We start from the raw sequence: 21,588 nt of genomic DNA on the forward strand, positions 1-21,588 counted from the left end.
TAATGACAAAAAGATAAAGTCAGTAGTAATGTTTTCCCAGATTTTGATTATGTTTGAAAAAAAGCACTACACATAAATTAGTTTAAACGTATGATTATTGAAAATAATTCTTTTTTGAACGCTAAGAACAGATACTTGAGGTTAGTAGGAAAAGGATGTCATAAATAGTCTAAAGTATTTCTGTAAATAAACAAGAAATATTATCTCTGTAACTACTACGGATAAAAGATAGGTTTGTAAGAATGTAATAGATTAGTAAATGAATAACACGAATATTCTTAGATCAATAAAAGCTATCATTGATTCGCTTAAAGTATTGTATTAAAAGTATCGTCATATCGTCTATGTAAATGATTCGTTTCCGCTGGTGATTTATTTGTTATAGAAATAGTAAACTCAATGATTATTGTTCGTTGTTTTTGTCCAAATGGTGGTTACGTCGTATTTTTACTCATAGAGAATACCTACAAGAAAGGGAGGAAGGGAAAATTCATCTAAAATTTTTTTGTAAATGGGTGATTTAGGAACATCCACTTTTAGAAGTTTCCTAAGAAAAAGGATTGGAACAAAACAAATACATAAAAACGCGAGGAGTGTAAGATATGCCAATAATTGATTTCAGAGAAACAGGTGGAAAGTTCATTAATCGAATGCATGACGCTAATAAGACAAATACTCAAGAAGATTTGAGTAAATTAGCTGTTCGGACAGGAAATGAATCCCTAAATGTGAGAGCAAACCCAATTATTTCTTATCTTTATTATTCGACAGGTATTCTTCAAAATATAACACTACAGCCGATAAATCAAAGGAATGATCGAATTGTAGGAAATGCAAGCACCTCATTTGGAGAAAGAAATCAAGAAAATCCTTCGTTTGATTTAAATACTAGAGCAAATGCAACTCAAAGCTATCGTAATGTATTACAGATCATTCCCCAAGTCAGTATAGATCAAAGAGTTACAGCGCCAAATGAGCTAGCTAATATGACAGGTACGCTTCCTAAACAATTTAATAGTGAGTATGTTTCTAAAAAGAAATTGAAATTTAAACGTAAAGAATCTAGTGAACATAAGGGCAATACATCTCGCAATACAAGTGATGTAATGCAACAATCCCTAAATGAAAGTAGACAGATCAATCCAAGACATCACCGAGCGCTCTCCAAAAAATCCTCCTATTTAATTAAGAAAGTCACAAGTGAGTTACATGATCAGAGAGTAAAAATTCTGAATAGTATTCAAAAAGATGAAATGTTTAAGTCTAAAGTAAGATCATCCAACCAATAGCAAACCTCCCAAACAAAAGACAATGAGCTAACGAATAATGGGAATACTTCCTGGCAAGAAGAAAAGTTTCACTTGTCACAGGAAGGTGTAGATTCAATTAAGAAAGATACAAGTGAACTACATGATCAGGAAGTAAAAAGTCCGAATACTATTCAAAAAGATGAGACTTCTTTTGTTTATAAAATCCCTAAGTTTGAAGCAAGAACATCCAAGCGAAATCAGGAAACAGACTCTCGTAATCGAACAACCAATATGGAAAATCAGGGAATGACAAAGAAATTTGTACAAGGTTCTCAGCAAGCCTCTTCATCCCAAACAAAAGATAGTCCAAATTCAGATTTTAGATTGCGAGAAGAAAATGAGTCGACAAGCACTGGAATAGCGTCATGGCAAAAAGGAAAGTATCACTTGTCACAGGAAGGTGTAGATACAACTCAGAAATCGACGATTGAACTACAGGATAAGGTAATACAAAGTTTGAAGAGTATTCAAAATGATGACATATCTAAGTTTGAAGCAAGACCATCCAAGCGAAATCAGGGAACAGACTCACGTAATCGGACAATCTATATGGAAAAACAGAGAATGACAAAGGAATTTGTAGAAGGTTTACAGCAAGCCACTTCATCCCAAACAAAAGATAATCCGAATTCAGAGGTCAGTTTTACAACGCATGGAGAAAAAGAAATTGACACAGTTAAACTGCGCAATCTCAATGATAATCCTGTATTTGAAGCAAGAAATGTAAGAGGTGAAAACGAAGAAAGCTTAACACACGGTATAGGAGAAAGTCTAATCAAGTTCGGAGAGCAAGCATATCCTTATCGTTCTAAGGCTGAAATATATTAACAGGCGATTCCTACGCAACTGTCTCAAAATAAATCACAGGATCTGTATAACAGCTTGGCGAATCAAAAAACTATTGATTTAAAAGATACACGGACAGGTGAATATATTTTAAAAATGATAGAATCATCGGATGGACAGAATTTCCCCGCAGAATTGAAGGATTTTTTGAAAGATTTACAGCAAGCTCCTTCATCCCAGACAAAAGACATTCCAATTCCAGAGTTTAGATTGAGAGAAGAACATCATATAGCAAGCAATGGGATCGATTCCTGGCAAAAAGAAAAGTCTCATTTGTCACAGGAAAGTTTAGAACCAAATAAGAAAGAGTCAAGGGAACTATATGATCAGTTGGTACACGGCACGAGCAGCATAAAAAAAGATGAGACTTCTTTTGTTTATGGAATGCCTAAATTTGAAGCCAGATCATCCAAGGGGGATCAGAGAGCAGAATCACTCGATCGGCTAACGAATATAGAGAATCTAGGAATCTTTAAGAAGTTTTCAGATGGGCTAAGCATCGATAAATTTTCGTCAGCCAAAGCAAAAAACGACATTGATAAAAACCTACAAACGTTTATTGATAAACAAAACGGAAATAAGCCAAGGTTATCTGTGCTTGTAGGGAATGCTAAAGTAAAAAGTCAAAATATAATTAATCAAGAAAAATAGCGTCCAAGAGCAAATCGAAAAGAACCAAGTTTGAGCATATAGTTAATTGAAGACAATAAAAAGATGACTAAAAAATTAGGATAGTAGTACTTTTCTACCACAAACGTTATCAAGGCTAATGGGAAAACAGAATGTTGACTACGGTAAATAATGAATGCCAATTAAATAAATAGAAGGAGTGAAAGGAATGCCAGGAGAAAATCATAACGAGAGAATAGGACGATTCAACAACAGTGTTATAGACAAGCAAGATCCGCATGGGTTAGAGCGTGAGTTAAGGGCTCTGAGTAATCAAAGAAGATTTCATCTGAATAGAGGGAAATTTTCTGCTTTCACGGGAGCGGTATACGCAACCAGTGTGTTAAATATGTTAACACCAGTGGTTGCGCATGGCCCTAATCGATTGAATGTACCAAAAGAAAAAAACAACGAAATGAAAAGAACTTCCGAACAATCAATGGATTATCTACGTACCTCCAACATCACAGCTAGTCATACACAGAGCAATAACGTTTCCCCTCACAACATGACAATTGATTTAAAAAATACACTTAATCACTGGGACGTTGAACTTAACAATTTAATGGTTTCAAATAAAAAGGATATTAATAAAAATGTTCATCAGAGACCACGAAGAACACTAAATCAGCGAAGCCAATTTAGAAATCTTACAGCAGAAAATGTTGCAGAACAAATTAAAAATACTTTGAAAGGTTTTGTTGAGGAAATTCAGAAGCCCCCGACGTCGGTTGGAGCAGCAAACCTACCTTTAGAGGAAATCCAGAAGCCCCCGACAGCGGTTGGACAAGTAAATCTACCATTTGGGGAAGCCCAGAAGCCTCAAACAGCGATTGAACCAGTTAAAAAAACGTTTGAGGAAATGTTACACGCCTAGCACAGCACTTGAACGATTGGATCACCCTCCCAAGATAAACGAGGCATTTTGGGATAAAGTAACTAAAGTCTTTACTGATTTTTTCAGGCAATATGAAATACCTACTGATAGAGGTGGTGGGCAAGGAGCAAAGGATCAATCCATGTTGTCCTATGTTTCAAATTTGATGTCTTTTGCATTACCTGATCTCCAATTATTTACTATTAACCTAGGGAAAGCAAATAAAGACAATATATCACCCCAATCGTTTGATCAACCTACTTCCTCTGACCATAGTTTGGGACAAGAAAATTTTGCAACTCAAATTTTGGATGCAACAAAAACACTAATCAATGTGTTTACGAATCATGATTTATCCAAAAGCTTATCGAAGGATATAGCAAGTTACAAAAACCTCAGGGATGAGCAAAATTCAGGGCTTACGCAAGAAGCGAAGATTTCAAGCCAATCCAATCAACGCCAATTTGATTTCTCAGCCTGGAATGAGCAATTTTAAAAATACTGAGGTAATTCTTCATCCTCAGGCTACTGATACCCCGGTTCCAAGTAAGAAAGAATTGGAACAGGAGTACTTAAAAGAAGAAGACGGATAATAAAGGAATGGGATGAGCCAGATAGAGTGAAGAATCAAAGAGAAATGTCCGCAGATCGCGAAAATTCACATCTGGCAAACAGTGTGGAAAGAATGACGACTAATAAAGAAGTGGGGATCGATCCGAATAATTTCGATCCGAGATTAGAAAAAAACTTTAATAAATTTAAAGAAGCTATGAAAGGAACACAGAAAAATTCTCGGCAGAATTTGGCTTTAAATAATCGACATTCGAATCCATTGCCCAATACTTTGATGAACCAACAATCTACTCAAACAGCAACAGGTAAAAAAGTGTCAACCTTAGAGAATAGTGGGGCTCAATATCAGAAAAAGCAAAAAGAAGGAAGTAATCAAGTAAGATTCGAACAAGTGGGTCATTCAACACGGTCGGGGGCTGGAGTTCGAATTGAAAACAAGAAAAGTTTTTCGATGCTAACAAGTGATGCGAGAGTAAAAGCCAACATAAAAATATATCGAATCAAGTAAGACAGCAACCAAGAACAAACAAAAAAGAGGTTAGTTTAAGTATGTAGTAACCAATGTGACAGGCTCTTGATGATAATAATTAATAACAGGAAATGGAGGTTACGCCAAATTTGGCGCAACCTCCATTATTTTTACATGACACTGATTACAGCAGTTAGAACGACTGAACCGATTGTCAAAATCAACATTGTCCAAATCACTAATTTTGTGACTTTCGCAAAAGTGCTTGTTTGTTTTTTTTCTCGCATCGTGATTACCTCGATTTATTATTGTTAAGTTGATTTTACATGCTTTTCATTGATTCTACAAGAGGGCATCTCTATAAAAACTTACCTTTTTTCAAATAATAAGTGGTCAGAAGTGAAATGATCACGGTCAATAGTATCAACCAAAGAAAAGCATCATCCCTTTCGGCAATTGGTAGTTTAATATTCATACCGTAAATACTTCCAATGATTGTTGGAATCGTTAAGATAATCGTTAAAGAAGTTAAAATTTTCATAATATTATTTAAGTTGTTTGAAATGATGGCAGAGAATGTTTGGTTCATCTGTTCGACAAGCTTTAAGCGGATACGAGCGGTGGTCTTTGCTTGTTCTGTTTCGATAATCACGTCTCTGAGGTGATTCATCATCGCGTGATTATTTTTTACCGATTGGTTCTCGGCTAGTTGTTGTAACGCTTCAAGATTCGAGGCAGTCGCTTCTTTGAAATAAACCAAGCTTTTTTGGATATCCATGATTTGATACAATTGCTTATTTTCAGTTGAGACTTTTAGTTGTGTCTCCAACAGATCACATTGGGCAAGTAAGGTAGAAAGATAAGTGTTATAGGACTGAGTGATCTGCCAAAGTAACTGCATAAAAATATTTAGAGTGGTCGAAAGATCGTTTCTTTGAAACGTTTGATGAAAGACTTTTTTCAAAAAAAGTGGTTCGTGATTCGTAATTGTGATAAGCTTCTTTTTGGGCGTGAGAATAATCGAAAACGGATAAGTATCTACTTGGAAATATCCGCTAGGACTTGTTTTTGGAAAAGGGTATTGTAATAATACCAATGCTGGTTTTGTCAGCTTTTCTTGATTAAATTCTTCTACCCTGGAGTTTTCTGCATCGTCTAAGACAGACGTGAGGTAATCTTTAGGTATTTGGAACTGTTTGATCAATTGATTGATTTCTTCTTCTGTGGGTCGCTCGACACAATACCAAATGGTTTCAGCCGTTTCTTCCATTGAATCAACCAATTTCTGGTCTTCAAGTGTAAAATACTTTATCATTGGGAACCTCCTCAATACTTCTTTCTTCTATTATAACCAATTCTTGAAAAGAACACATTGAAAGAGACTACCCACTGATCATCAATCTTGATTTGTCAAACAACGGCTGCAACAACATAATAAAACAGTATAAATTTAAACTAAATGAAATCGTTGTGTAAACTAAATTACGTATACTGAACGCAACGATAAAAAAGGAGATTTGTCGAATGGGTAGTTTTTCACCACTTGTATTGTTTTGGTACATCTTTCCGGCAATCGTGATTTTTGGTTGTCAATTTCTAGTAAAAATATTTGCATTGACTCGGCGTTTCAAAGTCAAAGCACCTGATTTAGCCGTTCCTTTTTTGTGGGGAGGCATCCATGCATTGTCTCGTAATACCGATACGTCTTCATTTTTGCCCTTTTTATTGATCACTATCCTTTTAATGGCAATCTGTATCGCGTTATTCCAAGCTTATTATTATGACGAACTTGTGTATTCACGTTATTTCAAAATGACTTGGCGTCTTACTTTTTTGGTAACCTTAGTCATGTATATCGTTTTGATCGTCCTAAACATTCTTTCGTTTCTCTAGTATGGCGCAATCAGGCTGTTAAAAGACTTTAAAAAATCTTTTATCAGCTTGATTGTTAAAATTTTTTTTACTAATCAAAAAGTTATTCTCAGATTTCCCATAAAAGGTGGTAGAAAGTGGGGGATTGTGGTAGACTGATTTTAGTTAGTGGAGGATTGGGGGTAGTTTCGATGTTAATGGGCGAATTTCGGCATAATATTGATGCAAAAGGTCGCTTGATCGTGCCTTCAAAACTGCGTGAAGAATTAGGCGAACAATTCGTGTTGACTCGTGGATTAGATGGTTGTCTTTTTGGCTATCCGATGAGCGAATGGAACGAATTAGAGTCGAAACTCAATGATATGCCTCTAGCAAAGAAAGACGCTAGAACCTTTGTCCGTTTTTTCTACTCAGCAGCTACAGAATGTGAGTTGGACAAGCAAGGACGTATCAATATCCCTAATACATTAAGAAACTACGCAACTATAACGAAAGAGTGTGTCATTGTTGGAGTGTCAAACCGGATCGAAATTTGGGATGAAGCCAAATGGCAAGAATTTTCAGAAGCTGCGGAAGAAAACTTTAATGAAATCGCTGAAAATATGATTGATTTCGGATTATAAGAAATAGGAAGAGGCTGACCAATGACTGAAACATTTCAACACTATACAGTCATGTTAAAAGAAACGGTAGATGGACTTGCAATCAAACCGAACGGAATTTATGTGGACTGTACACTCGGCGGGGCCGGACATAGCGAATACTTATTAAGCCAATTGAATACAGAGGGTCATCTTTATGCATTTGATCAAGATCAGATCGCAATCGATCACGCAAAAATCCGTTTGGCTGAGTATGTCGAAAAAGGTATGGTCACTTTTATCAAAGCAAATTTCCGTGAGCTTGAAGAGCGCTTGACTGAATACGTACCTAAGGTCGATGGGATACTTTACGACTTAGGCGTATCTTCGCCACAGTTAGACGAAGCAGAACGTGGATTCAGTTATCATCAAGATGCGCCTTTGGATATGCGAATGGATCAATCGGCACCTTTGTCAGCATATCATGTGATCAACGAATATCCTTATAACGAATTAGTAAAGATCTTCTTTCGTTATGGAGAAGAAAAATTTTCAAAACAAATTGCCAGAGAAATTGAACGGGTGAGAAAAGATCATCCGATTGAAACAACCGGGGAATTAGTAGAAATCATCAAACAGGTGATTCCTGCCCCAGCAAGACGAAAAGGCGGTCATCCTGCAAAACGCATTTTTCAAGCTGTGCGAATTGCAGTCAATGATGAGCTAGGTGCGGAGCAAGCCTCCTTAGAGCAAGCAATCCGCTTATTGAAGGTCGGTGGCCGGCTCAGTGTGATCACTTTCCACTCATTAGAAGATCGGATCGTCAAAAACATGTTCAAAGAATATAGTACGATCAAAGATTTACCACCAGGGTTGCCGGTCGTACCTGATGAGTTCCAACCTGAATTAAAAGTGATAACGAGAAAACCGATGTTACCATCTGAAGAAGAAGTGGCAGAAAACAATCGTTCTCGTAGTGCAAAATTGCGTATCGCTGAAAAAATACGAGAGAAAGAGGAGTAGAAGAATGGCAGAACTAAAGAAAGTCCAACAATATCCATATGATTTACAAGAAATTGAACTACCAGAGCAACCTCTGCCAGATTCACCCTCAGAGAAAGAAATCGTTCTTCCTCAATCTCCAGCAAAACGTTTGAAGCAAATCTCTATTTTCGAAAAGCTTGCCGTAGTGTGTATTGCTTTTTCTGTCATCGCACTTTGCGTATTAACAGTGATGTTACGAACTAATATTAGTGGTATGGAAAAGCAAATCGGGGCGCTACAGGTTGAATATAATGAAAAAAATCAAGAAAAAATCAGTTTGGAGCAAGAGAAAAGTGAACTTTCTCGTACCGAGCGTGTTAAAAAAATCGCAGAAGAAAAAGGGTTGTCAATCAATGACGACAATTTAAGGAAAGTGAAGTAAATGAGTCTTAAAAATAAATTCCGGCGGTTTATGGAAAAGAAAAATCTAAATCCGATGAACAATCGCAAAAAAGTAGGTATCATTTTATTTGCTACGAGTATTGGATTGTTCTTTTTATTTGCCGTTCGTTTTGCATACATCGTGATCGGTGGACATGTGGCTGGTACATCATTAGAAGAAAAAACGAACCAGCTTTATCAAGGTAGTGAAGAGGTCAAGGCAAAACGAGGCACGATCTTTGACCGTAATGGGGTGGCACTAGCAGAAGATGCCACGTCTTACTCGATCAAAGCAATTCTTTCCGAAACATACACGACTGGAAACAAAAAATTATATGCACAAGAAAAAGATTTCGATACACTTGCGGATATTATCAGCAAAAACCTTTCAATGGAAAAAAGTAAAGCCTTGAAGGTGCTACGCGATGGAGCCGAGCAAAATCTCTACCAAGTAGAATTTGGGAATTATGGACGTAATATCACCCAAGAGACGAAACAAAACATCGAAGCAGAGATGAAAGCGGCTGATGTTAATGGGCTTTATTTCGATAATCATCCTGCACGTATGTATCCTAGTGGGATATTTTCTTCCCATTTTATTGGCTATGCGGTACCGGATGAAGAAGAAAATGGTCTGGTTGGCCGACTTGGGATCGAATCTGCTTATAATGATATTTTGAGTGGACAAAACGGAAAGATCTATTATCAAAAAGATAATTTCCAAAATCCATTACCAGGTACTGTAGCAGAAGAAGAAAAGGCAACAGACGGTAAAGATGTGTATACGACTCTTGATAGTCGTCTGCAGAGTTACTTAGAAACATTGATGGATCAAGTCAATGAAGAATATCAACCTGAAGAATTGACTGCGATATTGATGGAAGCTAAAACTGGCGAGATCACTGCGATGAGCCAACGCCCGACGTTCAATCCTGAGACGATGGAAGGGTTGACTGGTGAAGATGCTGTGTGGCGTAACATCCTTGTACAAGATTCTTATGAACCAGGTTCAACAATGAAAATCTTCACGACAGCAGCAGCAATCGAAGAAGGTAAATTCGATGAAAATGAGTCTTTCCTATCTGGACAGATCAAAGTAGCTGATGCCACGATCAATGACCATGACTTTGGTAAAAAAGGAATGCTGACCATGCGTCAAGCTCTTTCATGGTCTAGTAACGTGGGTATGGTAATGCTGGAACAGCGTTTAGGTGGCAAGTGGTTTAACTATTTGCAAAAACTAGGATTTGGGCAAAGTACTCACTCTGGTTTAGATGATGAAGTTGCGGGTGCTTTACCAACTGCTAATATCGTTGACCAAGCGATGAGTGCGTATGGTCAAGCGATTGGTGTCACGAATTTCCAAATGATGAAAGCTTTCAGTGCGATCGCCAACAACGGCACTATGATCCAACCACGTTACATTAGTAAGATCGTTGATCCAAATACTGGAGAAGAAGTCTCTACTGAAACGGAAGTGTTAGGACAGCCATTTTCGAAAGAAACGACAGAAAAAGTTCGTGAGTATATGCGAGATGTCATAGAAGATGAAAATTACGGTAGTGCTTACGGAGTATATAATGTTCCGGGATACAATATTGCAGCTAAAACAGGAACAGCCCAGATTGCTTCTGATACAGGAGGATATCTAACAGGTGATACCGCGTATCTGTATTCGATCGTCGAAATGGTACCAGCTGAGGATCCCGAATATGTCCTTTATCTGACAATGAAACATCCTAAGACATATGACCGCACGGCTTTAGCAAAAATTGCGAACCCCTTACTGAAACGAGCAATGGATTTCAAAGAAGCTGAAACAGCTACGCCAGAAGAGAAAAAGACGGAAAATATCACTGTTTCTGACTATCGTAATTTAAATCCTGATATTGCCGCTGCTGATGCACAAAAGAGCGGTTTGCAACCAGTAGTCATTGGCGATGGAAATAAGGTAGAAGCGCAATCCACAGCAAATGGGGATGAGCTGATATCGGGAGAAAAATTGATTCTATATAGTGGTGGTACTGCATTGATGCCTGATGTGACAGGTTGGTCAAAGGCGGATATCATGAAATTAGGAAAAATACTTGGTGTCGAAGTGACATTCCACGGTGATGGTTACTGTACAGAACAAAGCCTCGCACCTTATGAAAAAATATCTGACGAAACATTAAGTTTCCATCTAAAAGAATAATAGGAGAGAAGAGAGCATGGATTTGACACAAACATTAATTCCCATTGCGAGTAGTTGTGCAATGACGATTGCAACAATGCCGTTATTTATTGGTTATTTTCAAATGAAAAAGCAAGGCCAAGCCATTCGTGAGGAAGGACCTAAATGGCATAATGTAAAAGCCGGAACTCCAACGATGGGGGGATTGGTGTTTTTAGTCAGTGCGCTCTTGACTGGTATCTGGGTAGGCGCTTGGCAACAACAGTTAACGCCTACTCTTTTCATCCTACTTTTTGTACTTGCCCTATATGGAGCAATTGGTTTTTTGGATGATTTCATCAAAATCTTCAAGAAAAGAAATATGGGATTGAACTCAAAGCAAAAATTGATTGGCCAAATTGTTGGGGGAATCATCTTTTATCTCGTTTATCGTGGTGAAGGATACCCTGGAACACTGAATTTTTTTGGAATTGCTCTTCCATTAAGTTGGTTGTACGGATTATTCGCGATTTTCTGGTTAGTTGGCTTTTCCAATGCTGTTAACTTAACAGATGGTATTGATGGCTTAGTAGCTGGATTAGGAAGTATTTCTTTTCTGACCTACGCAGTTATCGCTTGGCACCAACAGCAGTATGATGTCTTAATTATCTGCTTGAGTGTTTTAGGTGGTTTACTAGGATTTTTCGTCTATAATCGCAAGCCTGCCAAAATATTCATGGGGGATGTCGGTTCCTTAGCATTAGGAGGATTGTTAGCAGCAATCTCGATCATGCTCAATCAGGAATGGACATTACTATTGATCGGTCTGATGTATGTCATCGAAACAGCTAGCGTGATGTTACAAGTATCTTCTTTCAAGTTGACTGGTAAAAGAATCTTTAAAATGTCACCGATCCATCATCATTTCGAGATGAGTGGTTGGTCTGAATGGAAGATAGATACTGTCTTTTGGATAACAAGTGTAATTACTTCATTGATCACATTGTGGATCGTATGGTAGGAGATGACGAGAATGAAAAAAATAACAACTTATGAAAATAAAAAAGTCCTTGTATTAGGATTAGCAAAAAGTGGATTTAGTGCGGCCAAGTTATTACATGAACTGGGCGCACTTGTCACCGTTAATGACGGAAAACCGTTTGATGAAAATCCTGAAGCCCAAGAATTGCTTTCTTTAGGGATCAAAGTAGTGACTGGTAGTCACCCAATTGAATTATTAGATGAAAAATTTTTAATGCTGGTCAAAAATCCAGGTATTCCTTATACACATCCATTAGTTGCAAAAGCTCAAGAAATGGGTATTCCGGTAATTACGGAAGTTGAACTGGCTTACGAAGTAGCGGAATGCCCAATTATCGGCATAACAGGCACCAACGGAAAAACGACGACAACAACAATGACTGGGTTATTGTTGAATGCGGGGAAATCAGCAGGTATCACTCGTTTAGCTGGTAACATTGGCTTTCCTGCAAGTAGTGTGGCACAAGAAGCTAATCCGGAAGACAAGATTGTTATGGAACTTTCAAGTTTTCAATTGATGGGAATTACTGATCTTCGTCCCCATATTGCAGTGATCACGAATATCTATGAAGCACACATCGACTATCATGGCTCTCGTCCAGCCTATGTCAAAGCTAAATGGCATTTGCAAAAAAACATGACGTCAGAGGATTATCTTGTACTGAATTGGAATCAGAAAGAATTACAGGAACTAAGTAAAAAAACAAAAGCGAAAGTGTTACCTTTTGCGACAGATCAAGTCTTAGCGACAGGTGCTTATTCTTTTGAGGGAGTTATTTATTACGACAAAGAAAAAGTCATGGAGATCTCAGAAATAGGTGTTCCAGGGGCGCACAATGTTGAAAATGCGTTAGCAGCTATTACTGTTGCAAAACAATATAATGTCTCAAATGAAGAAATAAAAGAAACATTGAGTCATTTTCATGGCGTACCACATCGTACACAATATGTTGGTGAGGTGCAAGGACGTAAATTTTACAATGATTCGAAAGCCACAAATATCTTAGCAACCAAGATGGCATTAAGCGGATTTCAACCAGAAAAATTGATTTTAATCGCCGGTGGACTTGATCGGGGCAATAGCTTTGATGAACTCATTCCATCACTTGAAGGAGTGAAGGGATTGATCACTTTTGGTGAAACTAAAGAGAAATTGAAGGATGCTGGTGAAAAAGCGGGCATACCAACGGTCTGCACAGCAGAGTCTGTGGAAGCTGCGGTTCCTGTAGCTTTAGAAAATAGCGAACCAGGAGATGTGGTTTTATTATCACCAGCCAATGCAAGTTGGGATCAATATCCTAATTTTGAGATCCGTGGTGATCGCTTTATGGAAGCCGTTAGAAAATTAAAAATAGAAAAGTAGAAACGAGCGATAAAAACTATGAAAATTTTGGTAACAGGTGGAGGAACCGGTGGACATATCTATCCCGCGCTAGCCTTCGTCAATTATGTGAAAACACAAGAGCCGAACGCCGAGTTTATGTATGTAGGTGCAAAACGTGGTTTGGAAAACAAAATCGTTCCAACCACTGGGATTCCTTTTCATACCTTAGAGATCCAAGGATTTCAGCGAAAGTTTTCACTAGCTAATGTCAAAACGATCCAATTATTCTTAAAAAGTATCCATCAAGCGAAAAAAATACTAAAAGAATTTCAACCAGATATCGTGATCGGAACCGGTGGTTATGTTTCTGGGGCAGTTGTGTATGCTTCTGCTAAGTTAGGGATGCCGACAATCATCCATGAACAAAATAGTGTACCGGGGATGACAAATAAATTTTTGAGTCGTTATGTGGATCGAATCGCGCTTTCTTTTAAAGATGCAGCAACCTTTTTCCCAGAGGACAAATCAGTTTTGATCGGTAACCCGCGAGCACAAGAAGTTGCAGATACGATGAAAACAGATATTCTAAAAAAATTTGATCTCGATCCTAAGAAGAAAACAGTCTTGATTTTTGGAGGAAGCCAAGGGGCATTAAAAATCAATCAAGCTGTTACTTCTTATTTGGATACATTTGAAGCGACGGATTATCAGATCCTTTATGCATCAGGAGAACGTTATTATCAAAGTATTAAGGAAAAGTTAGGAGAAACAAAAGCAAATATCAGTATTCAACCTTACATCAATGAAATGGCAGCGGTGATGGCGGCAAGTGATCTATTGGTCGGACGAGCAGGGGCGACCTCCATTGCTGAGTTGACCGCACTTGGGTTACCTGCGATCCTTATCCCAAGTCCTTATGTGACAAACGATCATCAGACAAAAAACGCGATGAGTCTCGTTCGAGTTGGGGCGGCTAAGATGATTGCGGATGGAGAGTTGGATGGTGATTCCTTGGGTGCCACGATAAATGAGATCATGACAGATGAAACACTACAACAAAATATGTCAACTGCCTCTAAAACATTAGGTATCCCGGATGCGTCTGAGCGTTTGTATCAACTAGCAAAATCGTTAATCATAGAATAAGGTGGTGGTCATAGATGAGTAAGAAAAAAGAAACAAAAAAAACGCCTGAGAAGTCAAACGATGAAAACTCGCTGACGCCTTGGCAAATGGCCAACCGAAAATACTTAGAAGAACATAAAGAACACACAGATCATCAGACAGGAACAAGTGAAAAAAGCGAGCATAAAGAAGAACAAAAAGAACCTACACCTCCCAAAAAAGAAGAACTACTTGTTGAAGAAGATGATTTATTAGACTATGAAGAAATCGAACATAAGAAAGACGGGGGACCGTATAATGGTTCGTTTATTGATCGCTTGCCTAATTTAAAAAATTATCGAAACAAAGTTTTATACAAAAGGCTGAGTTTAATCATTTCCATTCTTTTGATTCCTTTGTTATTTTTGATTTATTATGTTTCCCCGTTGAGCAAATTAGAGGGCGTTTCTGTTTCCGGAAATGAAGTTGTTTCGAAAGAAGAAATATTGAAGGATACGCAATTAGCATTGAATCAGCATATTTGGGGACAGTATTGGCAGCGCCAAAGTTACATCGATCATTTGAAAAAAGAGCAGCCTCGAATAAAATCTGCTACGATCGGTTTTAGTAGTGTCAATACATTTGATCTGTCTGTCACTGAATATAAAGAGATTGCTTTGATTTTAACGGACGGAAAATATAGCCCTGTGATCGAAGATGGAACAGTGTTGGATGAAATAGTTGAAAGTCCAACAAAAAATCTGCCGATCCTAGAAGGATTTACTGACTCAACAAAAATCAAAGATTTAGCAAAAGAATATAATAAATTATCTCCAGAGTTACAAAAAGCCATTTCGGAAATCAAATATACGCCTCGTAATACGAATCAAAATTTGATCCAGCTGAATATGAACGATGGGAACCAAGTGATCGTCAATATTACTAACTTAGCAACGCAAATGAATTTTTATGCGCAAGTAGCTAGCGAAATGGAAGAAAATGGTGTGATCGACATGGAAGTAGGGATTTTTTCTTACCCTTACTCAAATAATAGCGAAGAAGCGCAAGAAGATGGATCAGAAGAAAGTACAGAGGCAAGTGCGCAAAGTGCGGATCAAACTTCTACTTCAGAAACGGGCGTTGATGAGCCTCAAATAAGTGAGAATCAAGGCGAAATGAATCCAACAAATGAAAATACGACCCCATCTTCGTCAAGTTTAGATGAAAATTAAGAAAACCACTGTAAAATGTGATAATCTACTTTCTAAAAACTGGTAATTTATGGTAAAATTGGAAACAGTGAATATATCTATTAAGTATATTTTTAAAACGGACGTTATTGGTTCGCATGTATATGGAATAGTTAAGTAGGAGGGAATCCCATTCATGGCAAAAACAGGAATGTACGTAGGCCTTGATATTGGAACGACATCTGTCAAAGTTGTCGTGGCTGAATATATCGACAGCCAAATGAATATTATTGGAGTAGGGAACGCAAAATCAGAAGGGATTAACCGAGGCATCATCGTTGATATCGATAAAACAGTACAAGCGATACAGCGAGCAGTGCGTCAGGCAGAAGAAAAAGCCGGCATTCAAATCAAAAGTGTAAGCGTGGGTCTACCAGCAAACATGCTTGAAGTAGAAAACTGCCAAGGGATGATTGCAGTAAACGGAGATTCAAAAGAAATCACCGATGAAGATGTCCGCAATGTGGCTTCAGCTGCACTGGTTCGTTCAATACCTCCTGAACGTCAAATCGTGTCAATTTTACCACAGGACTTTACGGTAGATGGATTCGAAGGCATCAAAGATCCTCGTGGGATGATCGGTGTCAGATTAGAAATGTATGGTCTATTATTTACTGGACCAAAAACAATCATTCATAACATTCGTAAATGTGTTGAAAATGCGGGATTGATCGTCAATGAATTAGTGATCACACCTTTAGCGTTGACTGAATCAATTCTTTCGGATGGAGAAAAAGATTTTGGTACAATCGTTATCGATATGGGTGGCGGACAAACAACAACAGCTGTCATGCATGACAAACAGTTGAAATTCACGAGCCTAGATCAAGAAGGTGGCGAATTTGTCACAAAAGATATCTCCATTGTTTTAAATACTTCCTTCAACAATGCAGAAGCATTAAAAATAAATTACGGGGATGCATATCCAGAACGTACCTCAGAGCAAGAAGAATTTCCGGTAGATGTGATCGGCCAAACAGAACCTGTTCGAGTAGATGAACATTACCTATCAGAAGTAATCTCTGCTCGAATGGAACAAATCTTCAATAAAGCAAAAGAAGCGTTAGATCAAATCGAAGCGTTAGAGCTGCCTGGCGGTATCGTCTTAACTGGTGGGGCAGCAAGCCTTCCAGGTGTCGTTGATTTGGCACAGGAAATATTTGGCGTAAATGTGAAGCTTTATGTACCAAATCAAATGGGTCTAAGAAATCCAGTATTTACAAACGTGATCAGTATCGTTGATTACTCTGCGAATTTAAGTGAAGTATACCAATTAGCTAAAATCGCTGTTATGGGGGAATCAGCACCTGTTCATTATACAACCAATGAGCCGGAAGCTCACACATCTTATGAACAATACGATGTGGCAGAAGAAACAACGTATAACGAAGAACCAGAAGAAAAAAATTCTGGCGAAAACGTAACAAGTAAAATCAAAGGATTTTTTACCAATATATTTGATTAATCATCGTGGGAGGAAAAAAACATGGAATTCTCAATTGATAATAACATCAATGACGGCGCAGTCATCAAAGTAATCGGCGTCGGTGGCGGAGGCGGAAACGCTGTAAACCGCATGATTGAAGAAAACGTTAAAGGTGTTGAATTTATCACTGCCAACACAGACGTCCAAGCATTAAAAAATTCAAAAGCTGAAACAGTGATCCAATTAGGACCTAAATACACACGTGGTTTAGGTGCAGGTTCACAACCAGAAGTTGGCCAAAAAGCAGCTGAAGAGAGTGAACAATCTCTACGTGAAGCATTAGAAGGCGCAGACATGATCTTCATCACTGCTGGTATGGGTGGTGGAACTGGTACTGGTGCTGCACCGATCGTTGCTGGAATTGCTAGAGAATTGGGTGCATTGACAGTAGGTGTTGTCACTCGTCCATTTACATTTGAAGGACCAAAACGTGGCCGTTTTGCTGCGGAAGGTATCGCACGTTTGAAAGAAAACGTAGATACATTATTGATCATCTCAAACAACCGACTTCTTGAAGTCGTTGATAAAAAGACACCAATGCTTGAAGCATTCCGCGAGGCAGATAATGTCTTACGCCAAGGTGTGCAAGGTATCTCTGATCTAATCACTGCACCAGGTTACGTAAACTTGGATTTTGCTGATGTGAAAACAGTGATGGCAAACCAAGGTACTGCTTTGATGGGTATCGGAGTAGCAAGCGGTGAAGAACGCGTGATCGAAGCAACGAAGAAAGCAATCTCTTCTCCATTATTAGAAACATCGATCGATGGGGCAGAACAAGTCCTATTGAACATCACTGGTGGCTTGGATATGACGTTATTCGAAGCACAAGATGCTTCAGATATCGTAGCAAATGCAGCAACTGGCGATGTAAATATCATCTTAGGGACATCGATCAATGAAGAAATGGGCGATGAAATCCGTGTAACGGTCATTGCTACAGGTATTGATGAAACAAAAAAGGAACGGAAGTCTAGTCGTCCAGCTAGACAAACGTCAACTCAAACGCAATCTTCTGCTCAAAGCAATCGATTAGACATGGACCAAGCAAAACCAATTACTGCTGAGGATGAAAGCAGTTTTGGTGATTGGGACATCCGCCGCGAACAAAATGTTCGTCCAAAAGTGGATGAGTCTAATTACGAAACTATTGAGAAAAAAGAATTTGATACATTCAATCGTGAAGAAACAAAAACAAAAGGTGACGACGAATTGAATACACCGCCGTTTTTCCGTCGTAAAAAATAAAAGGAGGAAGAGCACATGATTGCTGACAACTTGCAGAATATCAAGCAAGACATTCAGGATTCGTGTGCTCTTGTTCATCGTGACCCGAAAGAAGTGACATTAGTAGCTGTTACAAAATCTGTAGAGTCACTCCAAGCTGAAGAATTAATCAATGCTGGAGTCACACATTGTGCAGAAAATCGTGTCGATAAATTGTTGCAAAAAAAACAAGATTTGCTTAAATATTCTGAAGTGAAGTGGCATTTAATTGGTAATTTACAACGCAGAAAGGTAAAATTGATTGTAAATGAAATTGATTACTTTCATGCGTTAGACAGTTTGAAATTAGCAGAAGAAATCCAAAAAAGATTAGAAAAACAGCTAGCTTGTTTTGTGGAAGTCAATGTGTCTGGTGAAGTATCGAAACACGGTATCTCACCAGCGGAGCTTCTGCCTTTCTTAGAATCTTTAGCAGCCTATCCAAATATACAGGTAGTGGGACTTATGACTATGGCACCGAAGGACGCTTCTGCTGAACAAATTCATAAAGTATTTGAAACGCTGAGAGAATTGCGTGATCTTGCCCAATCAAAACAATACACACATGCACCATGTACCGAACTGAGCATGGGGATGAGCCAAGATTTTCAACTTGCAATTGAAGAAGGAGCTACATTTATCCGTGTAGGAACAGCGCTATTCAAAGACGAGGAGGAAGAATAATGCCACTTTTAAACAGGGGAGCAATTGCTAATTTTTTCGGATTAGCGGATGAAGAAGAGTACGAATACGAAGATTATCCTGAACAACAACAGGTTGCCAAGCAACCAACTAAATCAAACACACAGTATCAACAACATTCTCCAGCTGTTTCACAGCCGATTGAAAAAAAACAACGTCCAGCGACGACATCTCGTCCGGTTAGTCTTGAGAAGGCGCCGATGAACGAAACAAAAAAAGTCATTGAATTACATCAAACTTCTACAAAAAATACGCAAAAAGACCAACGACAAACGAGACCATCTGTTCAACCTAACACACAGTTAGCAGGAAAAATCACAGTGATGGAACCTCGTGCCTACTCTGAAGCGATGACGATTGCTAAAAGGATCATTGCGGGAGAAGCAACATTAGTCAATTTTCGATTAGTAGAAGAAAAGCAGGCTCGACGTATCGTGGATTTCCTAACAGGGACAGTCTATGCGTTAGACGGCGATATCAAACGAGTAGGTGATGAGATTTTCCTTTGCACACCTGCTGGTCTGGAAATCGATAGTTCAACGGCTCAATCTTTCGCAGATGGCAGTATGTTTGATCTGTAAAGAGGAGGAGTAAACATTTATATTCTTTTTATGTTACTTAATTTAATTTCACGTGCTGCATACTTTTACAGCATGATTCTAGTAGTTTATGCGTTACTATCTTGGTTTCCTGGAGGGTACCAATCTAGTCTTGGACGTATATTAGCAAAGATTTGTGAACCATATATCAGCCTATTTGATCGTTTGCCATTAAGATTTGGACCAATTGATTTTACGATCTTAGCATCGATTTTGATTTTGAATCTTGCCGTACAAGGATTGCAGCATATCGTTTTATGGATGATTACGTTCGCTATTTAGCGTAGAATAAACAGGGAGATAGGAGGGGATCAAGTGGATGCGAATGTATATCAACATTTCCGAGTAGATGAACGTTCTTTTATCGACTCTGTCGGAGATTGGATTGAACAGGTCCAGAGTCAGTATGCACCATATCTGACAGAATTTCTTGATCCGAGACAGTGCTACATCTTAGAGACCCTGATACGTCAAAATAGTGACTTGCGTTTTCAGTTATATGGTGGGTATGAGCAAGCGGAACGGAAAAGATGCTTGATTTTCCCAGACTATTATGAGCCTGTTGATGAAGATTTTGAAATGTCATTATATGAAGTCCATTATCCCAGTAAATTTGCCAGTTTAAGCCATGGGAAGATCCTAGGTACATTAGTTGGTACAGGGATAAAACGTTCATATTTTGGTGATATTATTTCAGATGATGAACGATGGCAAGTTTTCATTGCAAATGAAGTCGACCACTTTGTCGTTAATCAAGTGACTAAGATCGGAAAAGTAGCTGTACGCTTAGAGGAAATCAAGTATACAGATATGGTCTTGCCAAAAGATAGCTGGATGCAAGAAATAGGAACGGTCACTTCACTTAGACTGGACACTGTGATATCGGAAATCTATAATATATCCAGACAACGTTCGAAGCAACTGATCGAAGCAGGTAAAGTAAAAGTCAATTGGACAGAAAATACAAAACCGGACTTTCTACTTGAGTTATTGGACATTGTTTCGATCAGAGGGTATGGTAGAATACAGATCCAAGACCTTGAGGGGAAAACGAAAAAAGAGAAATGCAGGGTGTTGTTTGGTGTATTACGTAAATAAAACAAGAAGGTGGTTTACTCATGGCTTTAACTCCATTAGATATTCAAAATAAAACATTCCCAACAAAAATGCGGGGATACAATCAAGACGAAGTAGATGATTTCTTAGATTTAGTCGTTCGTGATTACGAAGAAGTAACACAAAGAAATCGTGAATTAGAAAAAGCAGTAAAGCATTCGGAAGAAAAACTTGAGTACTTCAATGAATTGAAAGATGCGTTGAATCAATCGATCATTGTGGCACAAGATACAGCTGACAAAGTAAAAACAAGTGCAAGCAAAGAATCAGAAGTGATTGTTACTTCTGCACAAAACAAAGCGGACGAAATGGTCGCAAATGCTGAAAAACGTGCGCACCAATTAACTACAGATGCTGAAGAAAAAGCACGTCGTATCTTGACAGATGCGACTGAAAAAGCAAGACAATTAGCGACAGAAACAGAGGACTTGAAGAAGAAAACTCGTGTATTCCATCAACGAATCAGCTTGATGTTGGAATCTCAACTTGAACAAGTAAAAAGTCCAGAATGGGATGAGATCCTACAACCATTTTCTAGTTATGTAACAGATAGCCATGAAGTAATCAAAGAAGTTTTGGCAAAACAGCTTGACAATGAAAATGAAAGTGATGTACACTCTGAAACAGGAGTATACGAGTCTCCAGTGACTGCTTTTGATACGCAAGCAATCGATCTTTCGATCATTCCTGGAGAATACGAAGAAGAGTAGAACAGAAAAGCATTTTGACATTCTTAAAGCGAGCCAATGACAGTGTAAGATTGGTAAGACCCTGCAAAGTGAAAGATCCTCTACTTGATTTATTTCTGAACACTAGTAAGAAATAGTGGTTGACCTCGTTATCGGTCTTTGAGAGTTACGATCGTAACTAAATTTGGGTGGTACCACGGCATGTTCGTCCCTAGGATGAGCATGCTTTTTTGCGTT

General features: G+C 38.4%; 24 protein-coding genes. 22 read left to right on the forward strand and 2 right to left on the reverse strand.

Annotated features, from left to right (window positions below):
* The first annotated feature begins 602 nt into the window (after window positions 1–602).
* The 6 genes from IGJ49_RS03935 to IGJ49_RS03960 all read left to right on the forward strand — a co-directional run bounded on the left by IGJ49_RS03935 (window position 603) and on the right by IGJ49_RS03960 (window position 4,783).
* Window positions 603–1,289, forward strand: coding sequence for a hypothetical protein (locus IGJ49_RS03935; protein WP_438722469.1), 687 nt, complete (start codon window positions 603–605; stop codon window positions 1,287–1,289).
* Window positions 1,290–1,361: 72 nt separating this feature from the next.
* Window positions 1,362–2,138, forward strand: a complete 777-nt coding sequence (locus tag IGJ49_RS03940; protein WP_438722471.1) for a hypothetical protein — start codon at window positions 1,362–1,364, stop codon at window positions 2,136–2,138.
* 54 nt (window positions 2,139–2,192) lie between these two features.
* Window positions 2,193–2,807 carry a hypothetical protein gene (locus tag IGJ49_RS03945; RefSeq protein ID WP_438722473.1) on the forward strand — a complete coding sequence of 205 codons (615 nt, stop codon included), beginning with the start codon at window positions 2,193–2,195 and terminating at the stop codon, window positions 2,805–2,807.
* Window positions 2,808–2,994: 187 nt separating this feature from the next.
* Window positions 2,995–3,702: a hypothetical protein gene (locus IGJ49_RS03950; protein ID WP_438722475.1), complete on the forward strand. Its 708-nt coding sequence runs from the start codon at window positions 2,995–2,997 to the stop codon at window positions 3,700–3,702.
* The gene (locus tag IGJ49_RS03955) at window positions 3,659–4,198 is read left to right on the forward strand and encodes a hypothetical protein (protein ID WP_438722477.1); all 540 of its coding nucleotides are present in this window, start codon (window positions 3,659–3,661) and stop codon (window positions 4,196–4,198) included. The genes IGJ49_RS03950 and IGJ49_RS03955 overlap by 44 nt, the downstream gene beginning before the upstream one ends.
* A gap of 123 nt (window positions 4,199–4,321) precedes the next feature.
* Entirely contained in the window at window positions 4,322–4,783 is a 462-nt protein-coding gene (locus IGJ49_RS03960) for a hypothetical protein (RefSeq protein WP_438722479.1), read from the forward strand.
* A 131-nt stretch (window positions 4,784–4,914) separates the two neighbouring features.
* On the opposite strand, the gene IGJ49_RS03965 is transcribed toward IGJ49_RS03960, so the two are convergent.
* Both IGJ49_RS03965 and IGJ49_RS03970 read right to left on the reverse strand, forming a co-directional pair.
* Window positions 4,915–5,031 carry a DUF4044 domain-containing protein gene (locus IGJ49_RS03965; RefSeq protein ID WP_010735989.1) on the reverse strand — a complete coding sequence of 39 codons (117 nt, stop codon included), beginning with the start codon at window positions 5,029–5,031 and terminating at the stop codon, window positions 4,915–4,917.
* Between the two features lie 71 nt (window positions 5,032–5,102).
* Window positions 5,103–6,059, reverse strand: coding sequence for a magnesium transporter CorA family protein (locus IGJ49_RS03970; protein WP_010735988.1), 957 nt, complete (start codon window positions 6,057–6,059; stop codon window positions 5,103–5,105).
* 209 nt (window positions 6,060–6,268) lie between these two features.
* On the opposite strand from IGJ49_RS03970, the gene IGJ49_RS03975 reads away from it, so the two are divergent.
* From IGJ49_RS03975 to IGJ49_RS04050, 16 genes are all read left to right on the forward strand, one after another.
* Window positions 6,269–6,637, forward strand: coding sequence for a DUF3397 domain-containing protein (locus tag IGJ49_RS03975; RefSeq protein WP_010735987.1), 369 nt, complete (start codon window positions 6,269–6,271; stop codon window positions 6,635–6,637).
* A gap of 170 nt (window positions 6,638–6,807) precedes the next feature.
* Window positions 6,808–7,239 (forward strand): division/cell wall cluster transcriptional repressor MraZ, encoded by a 432-nt coding sequence (gene mraZ / locus IGJ49_RS03980; protein ID WP_034691698.1) that lies wholly within the window; start codon window positions 6,808–6,810, stop codon window positions 7,237–7,239.
* A gap of 21 nt (window positions 7,240–7,260) precedes the next feature.
* Window positions 7,261–8,220, forward strand: coding sequence for a 16S rRNA (cytosine(1402)-N(4))-methyltransferase RsmH (gene rsmH / locus IGJ49_RS03985; protein ID WP_010735985.1), 960 nt, complete (start codon window positions 7,261–7,263; stop codon window positions 8,218–8,220).
* 4 nt (window positions 8,221–8,224) lie between these two features.
* Window positions 8,225–8,623 carry a cell division protein FtsL gene (ftsL, locus tag IGJ49_RS03990; RefSeq protein ID WP_010735984.1) on the forward strand — a complete coding sequence of 133 codons (399 nt, stop codon included), beginning with the start codon at window positions 8,225–8,227 and terminating at the stop codon, window positions 8,621–8,623.
* Window positions 8,624–10,816: a penicillin-binding transpeptidase domain-containing protein gene (locus IGJ49_RS03995; protein WP_062805506.1), complete on the forward strand. Its 2,193-nt coding sequence runs from the start codon at window positions 8,624–8,626 to the stop codon at window positions 10,814–10,816.
* Between the two features lie 16 nt (window positions 10,817–10,832).
* Window positions 10,833–11,795, forward strand: a complete 963-nt coding sequence (gene mraY, locus IGJ49_RS04000; protein ID WP_010735982.1) for a phospho-N-acetylmuramoyl-pentapeptide-transferase — start codon at window positions 10,833–10,835, stop codon at window positions 11,793–11,795.
* A 12-nt stretch (window positions 11,796–11,807) separates the two neighbouring features.
* Window positions 11,808–13,178, forward strand: a complete 1,371-nt coding sequence (gene murD / locus IGJ49_RS04005) for a UDP-N-acetylmuramoyl-L-alanine--D-glutamate ligase (protein WP_023519352.1) — start codon at window positions 11,808–11,810, stop codon at window positions 13,176–13,178.
* A gap of 18 nt (window positions 13,179–13,196) precedes the next feature.
* Window positions 13,197–14,285, forward strand: a complete 1,089-nt coding sequence (gene murG, locus IGJ49_RS04010) for an undecaprenyldiphospho-muramoylpentapeptide beta-N-acetylglucosaminyltransferase (protein ID WP_438722484.1) — start codon at window positions 13,197–13,199, stop codon at window positions 14,283–14,285.
* Between the two features lie 14 nt (window positions 14,286–14,299).
* Window positions 14,300–15,475, forward strand: coding sequence for a cell division protein FtsQ/DivIB (locus IGJ49_RS04015; RefSeq protein ID WP_169058283.1), 1,176 nt, complete (start codon window positions 14,300–14,302; stop codon window positions 15,473–15,475).
* Between the two features lie 154 nt (window positions 15,476–15,629).
* Window positions 15,630–16,958, forward strand: a complete 1,329-nt coding sequence (gene ftsA, locus IGJ49_RS04020; RefSeq protein WP_019723318.1) for a cell division protein FtsA — start codon at window positions 15,630–15,632, stop codon at window positions 16,956–16,958.
* Between the two features lie 21 nt (window positions 16,959–16,979).
* Window positions 16,980–18,227: a cell division protein FtsZ gene (gene ftsZ, locus IGJ49_RS04025; protein WP_010735977.1), complete on the forward strand. Its 1,248-nt coding sequence runs from the start codon at window positions 16,980–16,982 to the stop codon at window positions 18,225–18,227.
* A 15-nt stretch (window positions 18,228–18,242) separates the two neighbouring features.
* The gene (locus tag IGJ49_RS04030) at window positions 18,243–18,929 is read left to right on the forward strand and encodes a YggS family pyridoxal phosphate-dependent enzyme (RefSeq protein ID WP_010735976.1); all 687 of its coding nucleotides are present in this window, start codon (window positions 18,243–18,245) and stop codon (window positions 18,927–18,929) included.
* A complete protein-coding gene (locus IGJ49_RS04035; protein ID WP_438722488.1) occupies window positions 18,929–19,528 on the forward strand; it encodes a cell division protein SepF in 600 nt (199 codons plus the stop codon). The genes IGJ49_RS04030 and IGJ49_RS04035 overlap by 1 nt, the downstream gene beginning before the upstream one ends.
* 30 nt (window positions 19,529–19,558) lie before the next feature.
* Window positions 19,559–19,828, forward strand: a complete 270-nt coding sequence (locus IGJ49_RS04040; RefSeq protein WP_010735974.1) for a YggT family protein — start codon at window positions 19,559–19,561, stop codon at window positions 19,826–19,828.
* Between the two features lie 33 nt (window positions 19,829–19,861).
* Window positions 19,862–20,644 carry an RNA-binding protein gene (locus IGJ49_RS04045; protein ID WP_438722490.1) on the forward strand — a complete coding sequence of 261 codons (783 nt, stop codon included), beginning with the start codon at window positions 19,862–19,864 and terminating at the stop codon, window positions 20,642–20,644.
* Window positions 20,645–20,664: 20 nt separating this feature from the next.
* Complete coding sequence (locus IGJ49_RS04050; protein ID WP_010735972.1) at window positions 20,665–21,372, forward strand: DivIVA domain-containing protein; 708 nt, start codon at window positions 20,665–20,667, stop codon at window positions 21,370–21,372.
* Window positions 21,373–21,588 lie beyond the last annotated feature (216 nt).

It is taken from the genome of Enterococcus sp. AZ171, from assembly GCF_051714005.1.
GTDB lineage: Bacteria > Bacillota > Bacilli > Lactobacillales > Enterococcaceae > Enterococcus_B > Enterococcus_B pernyi.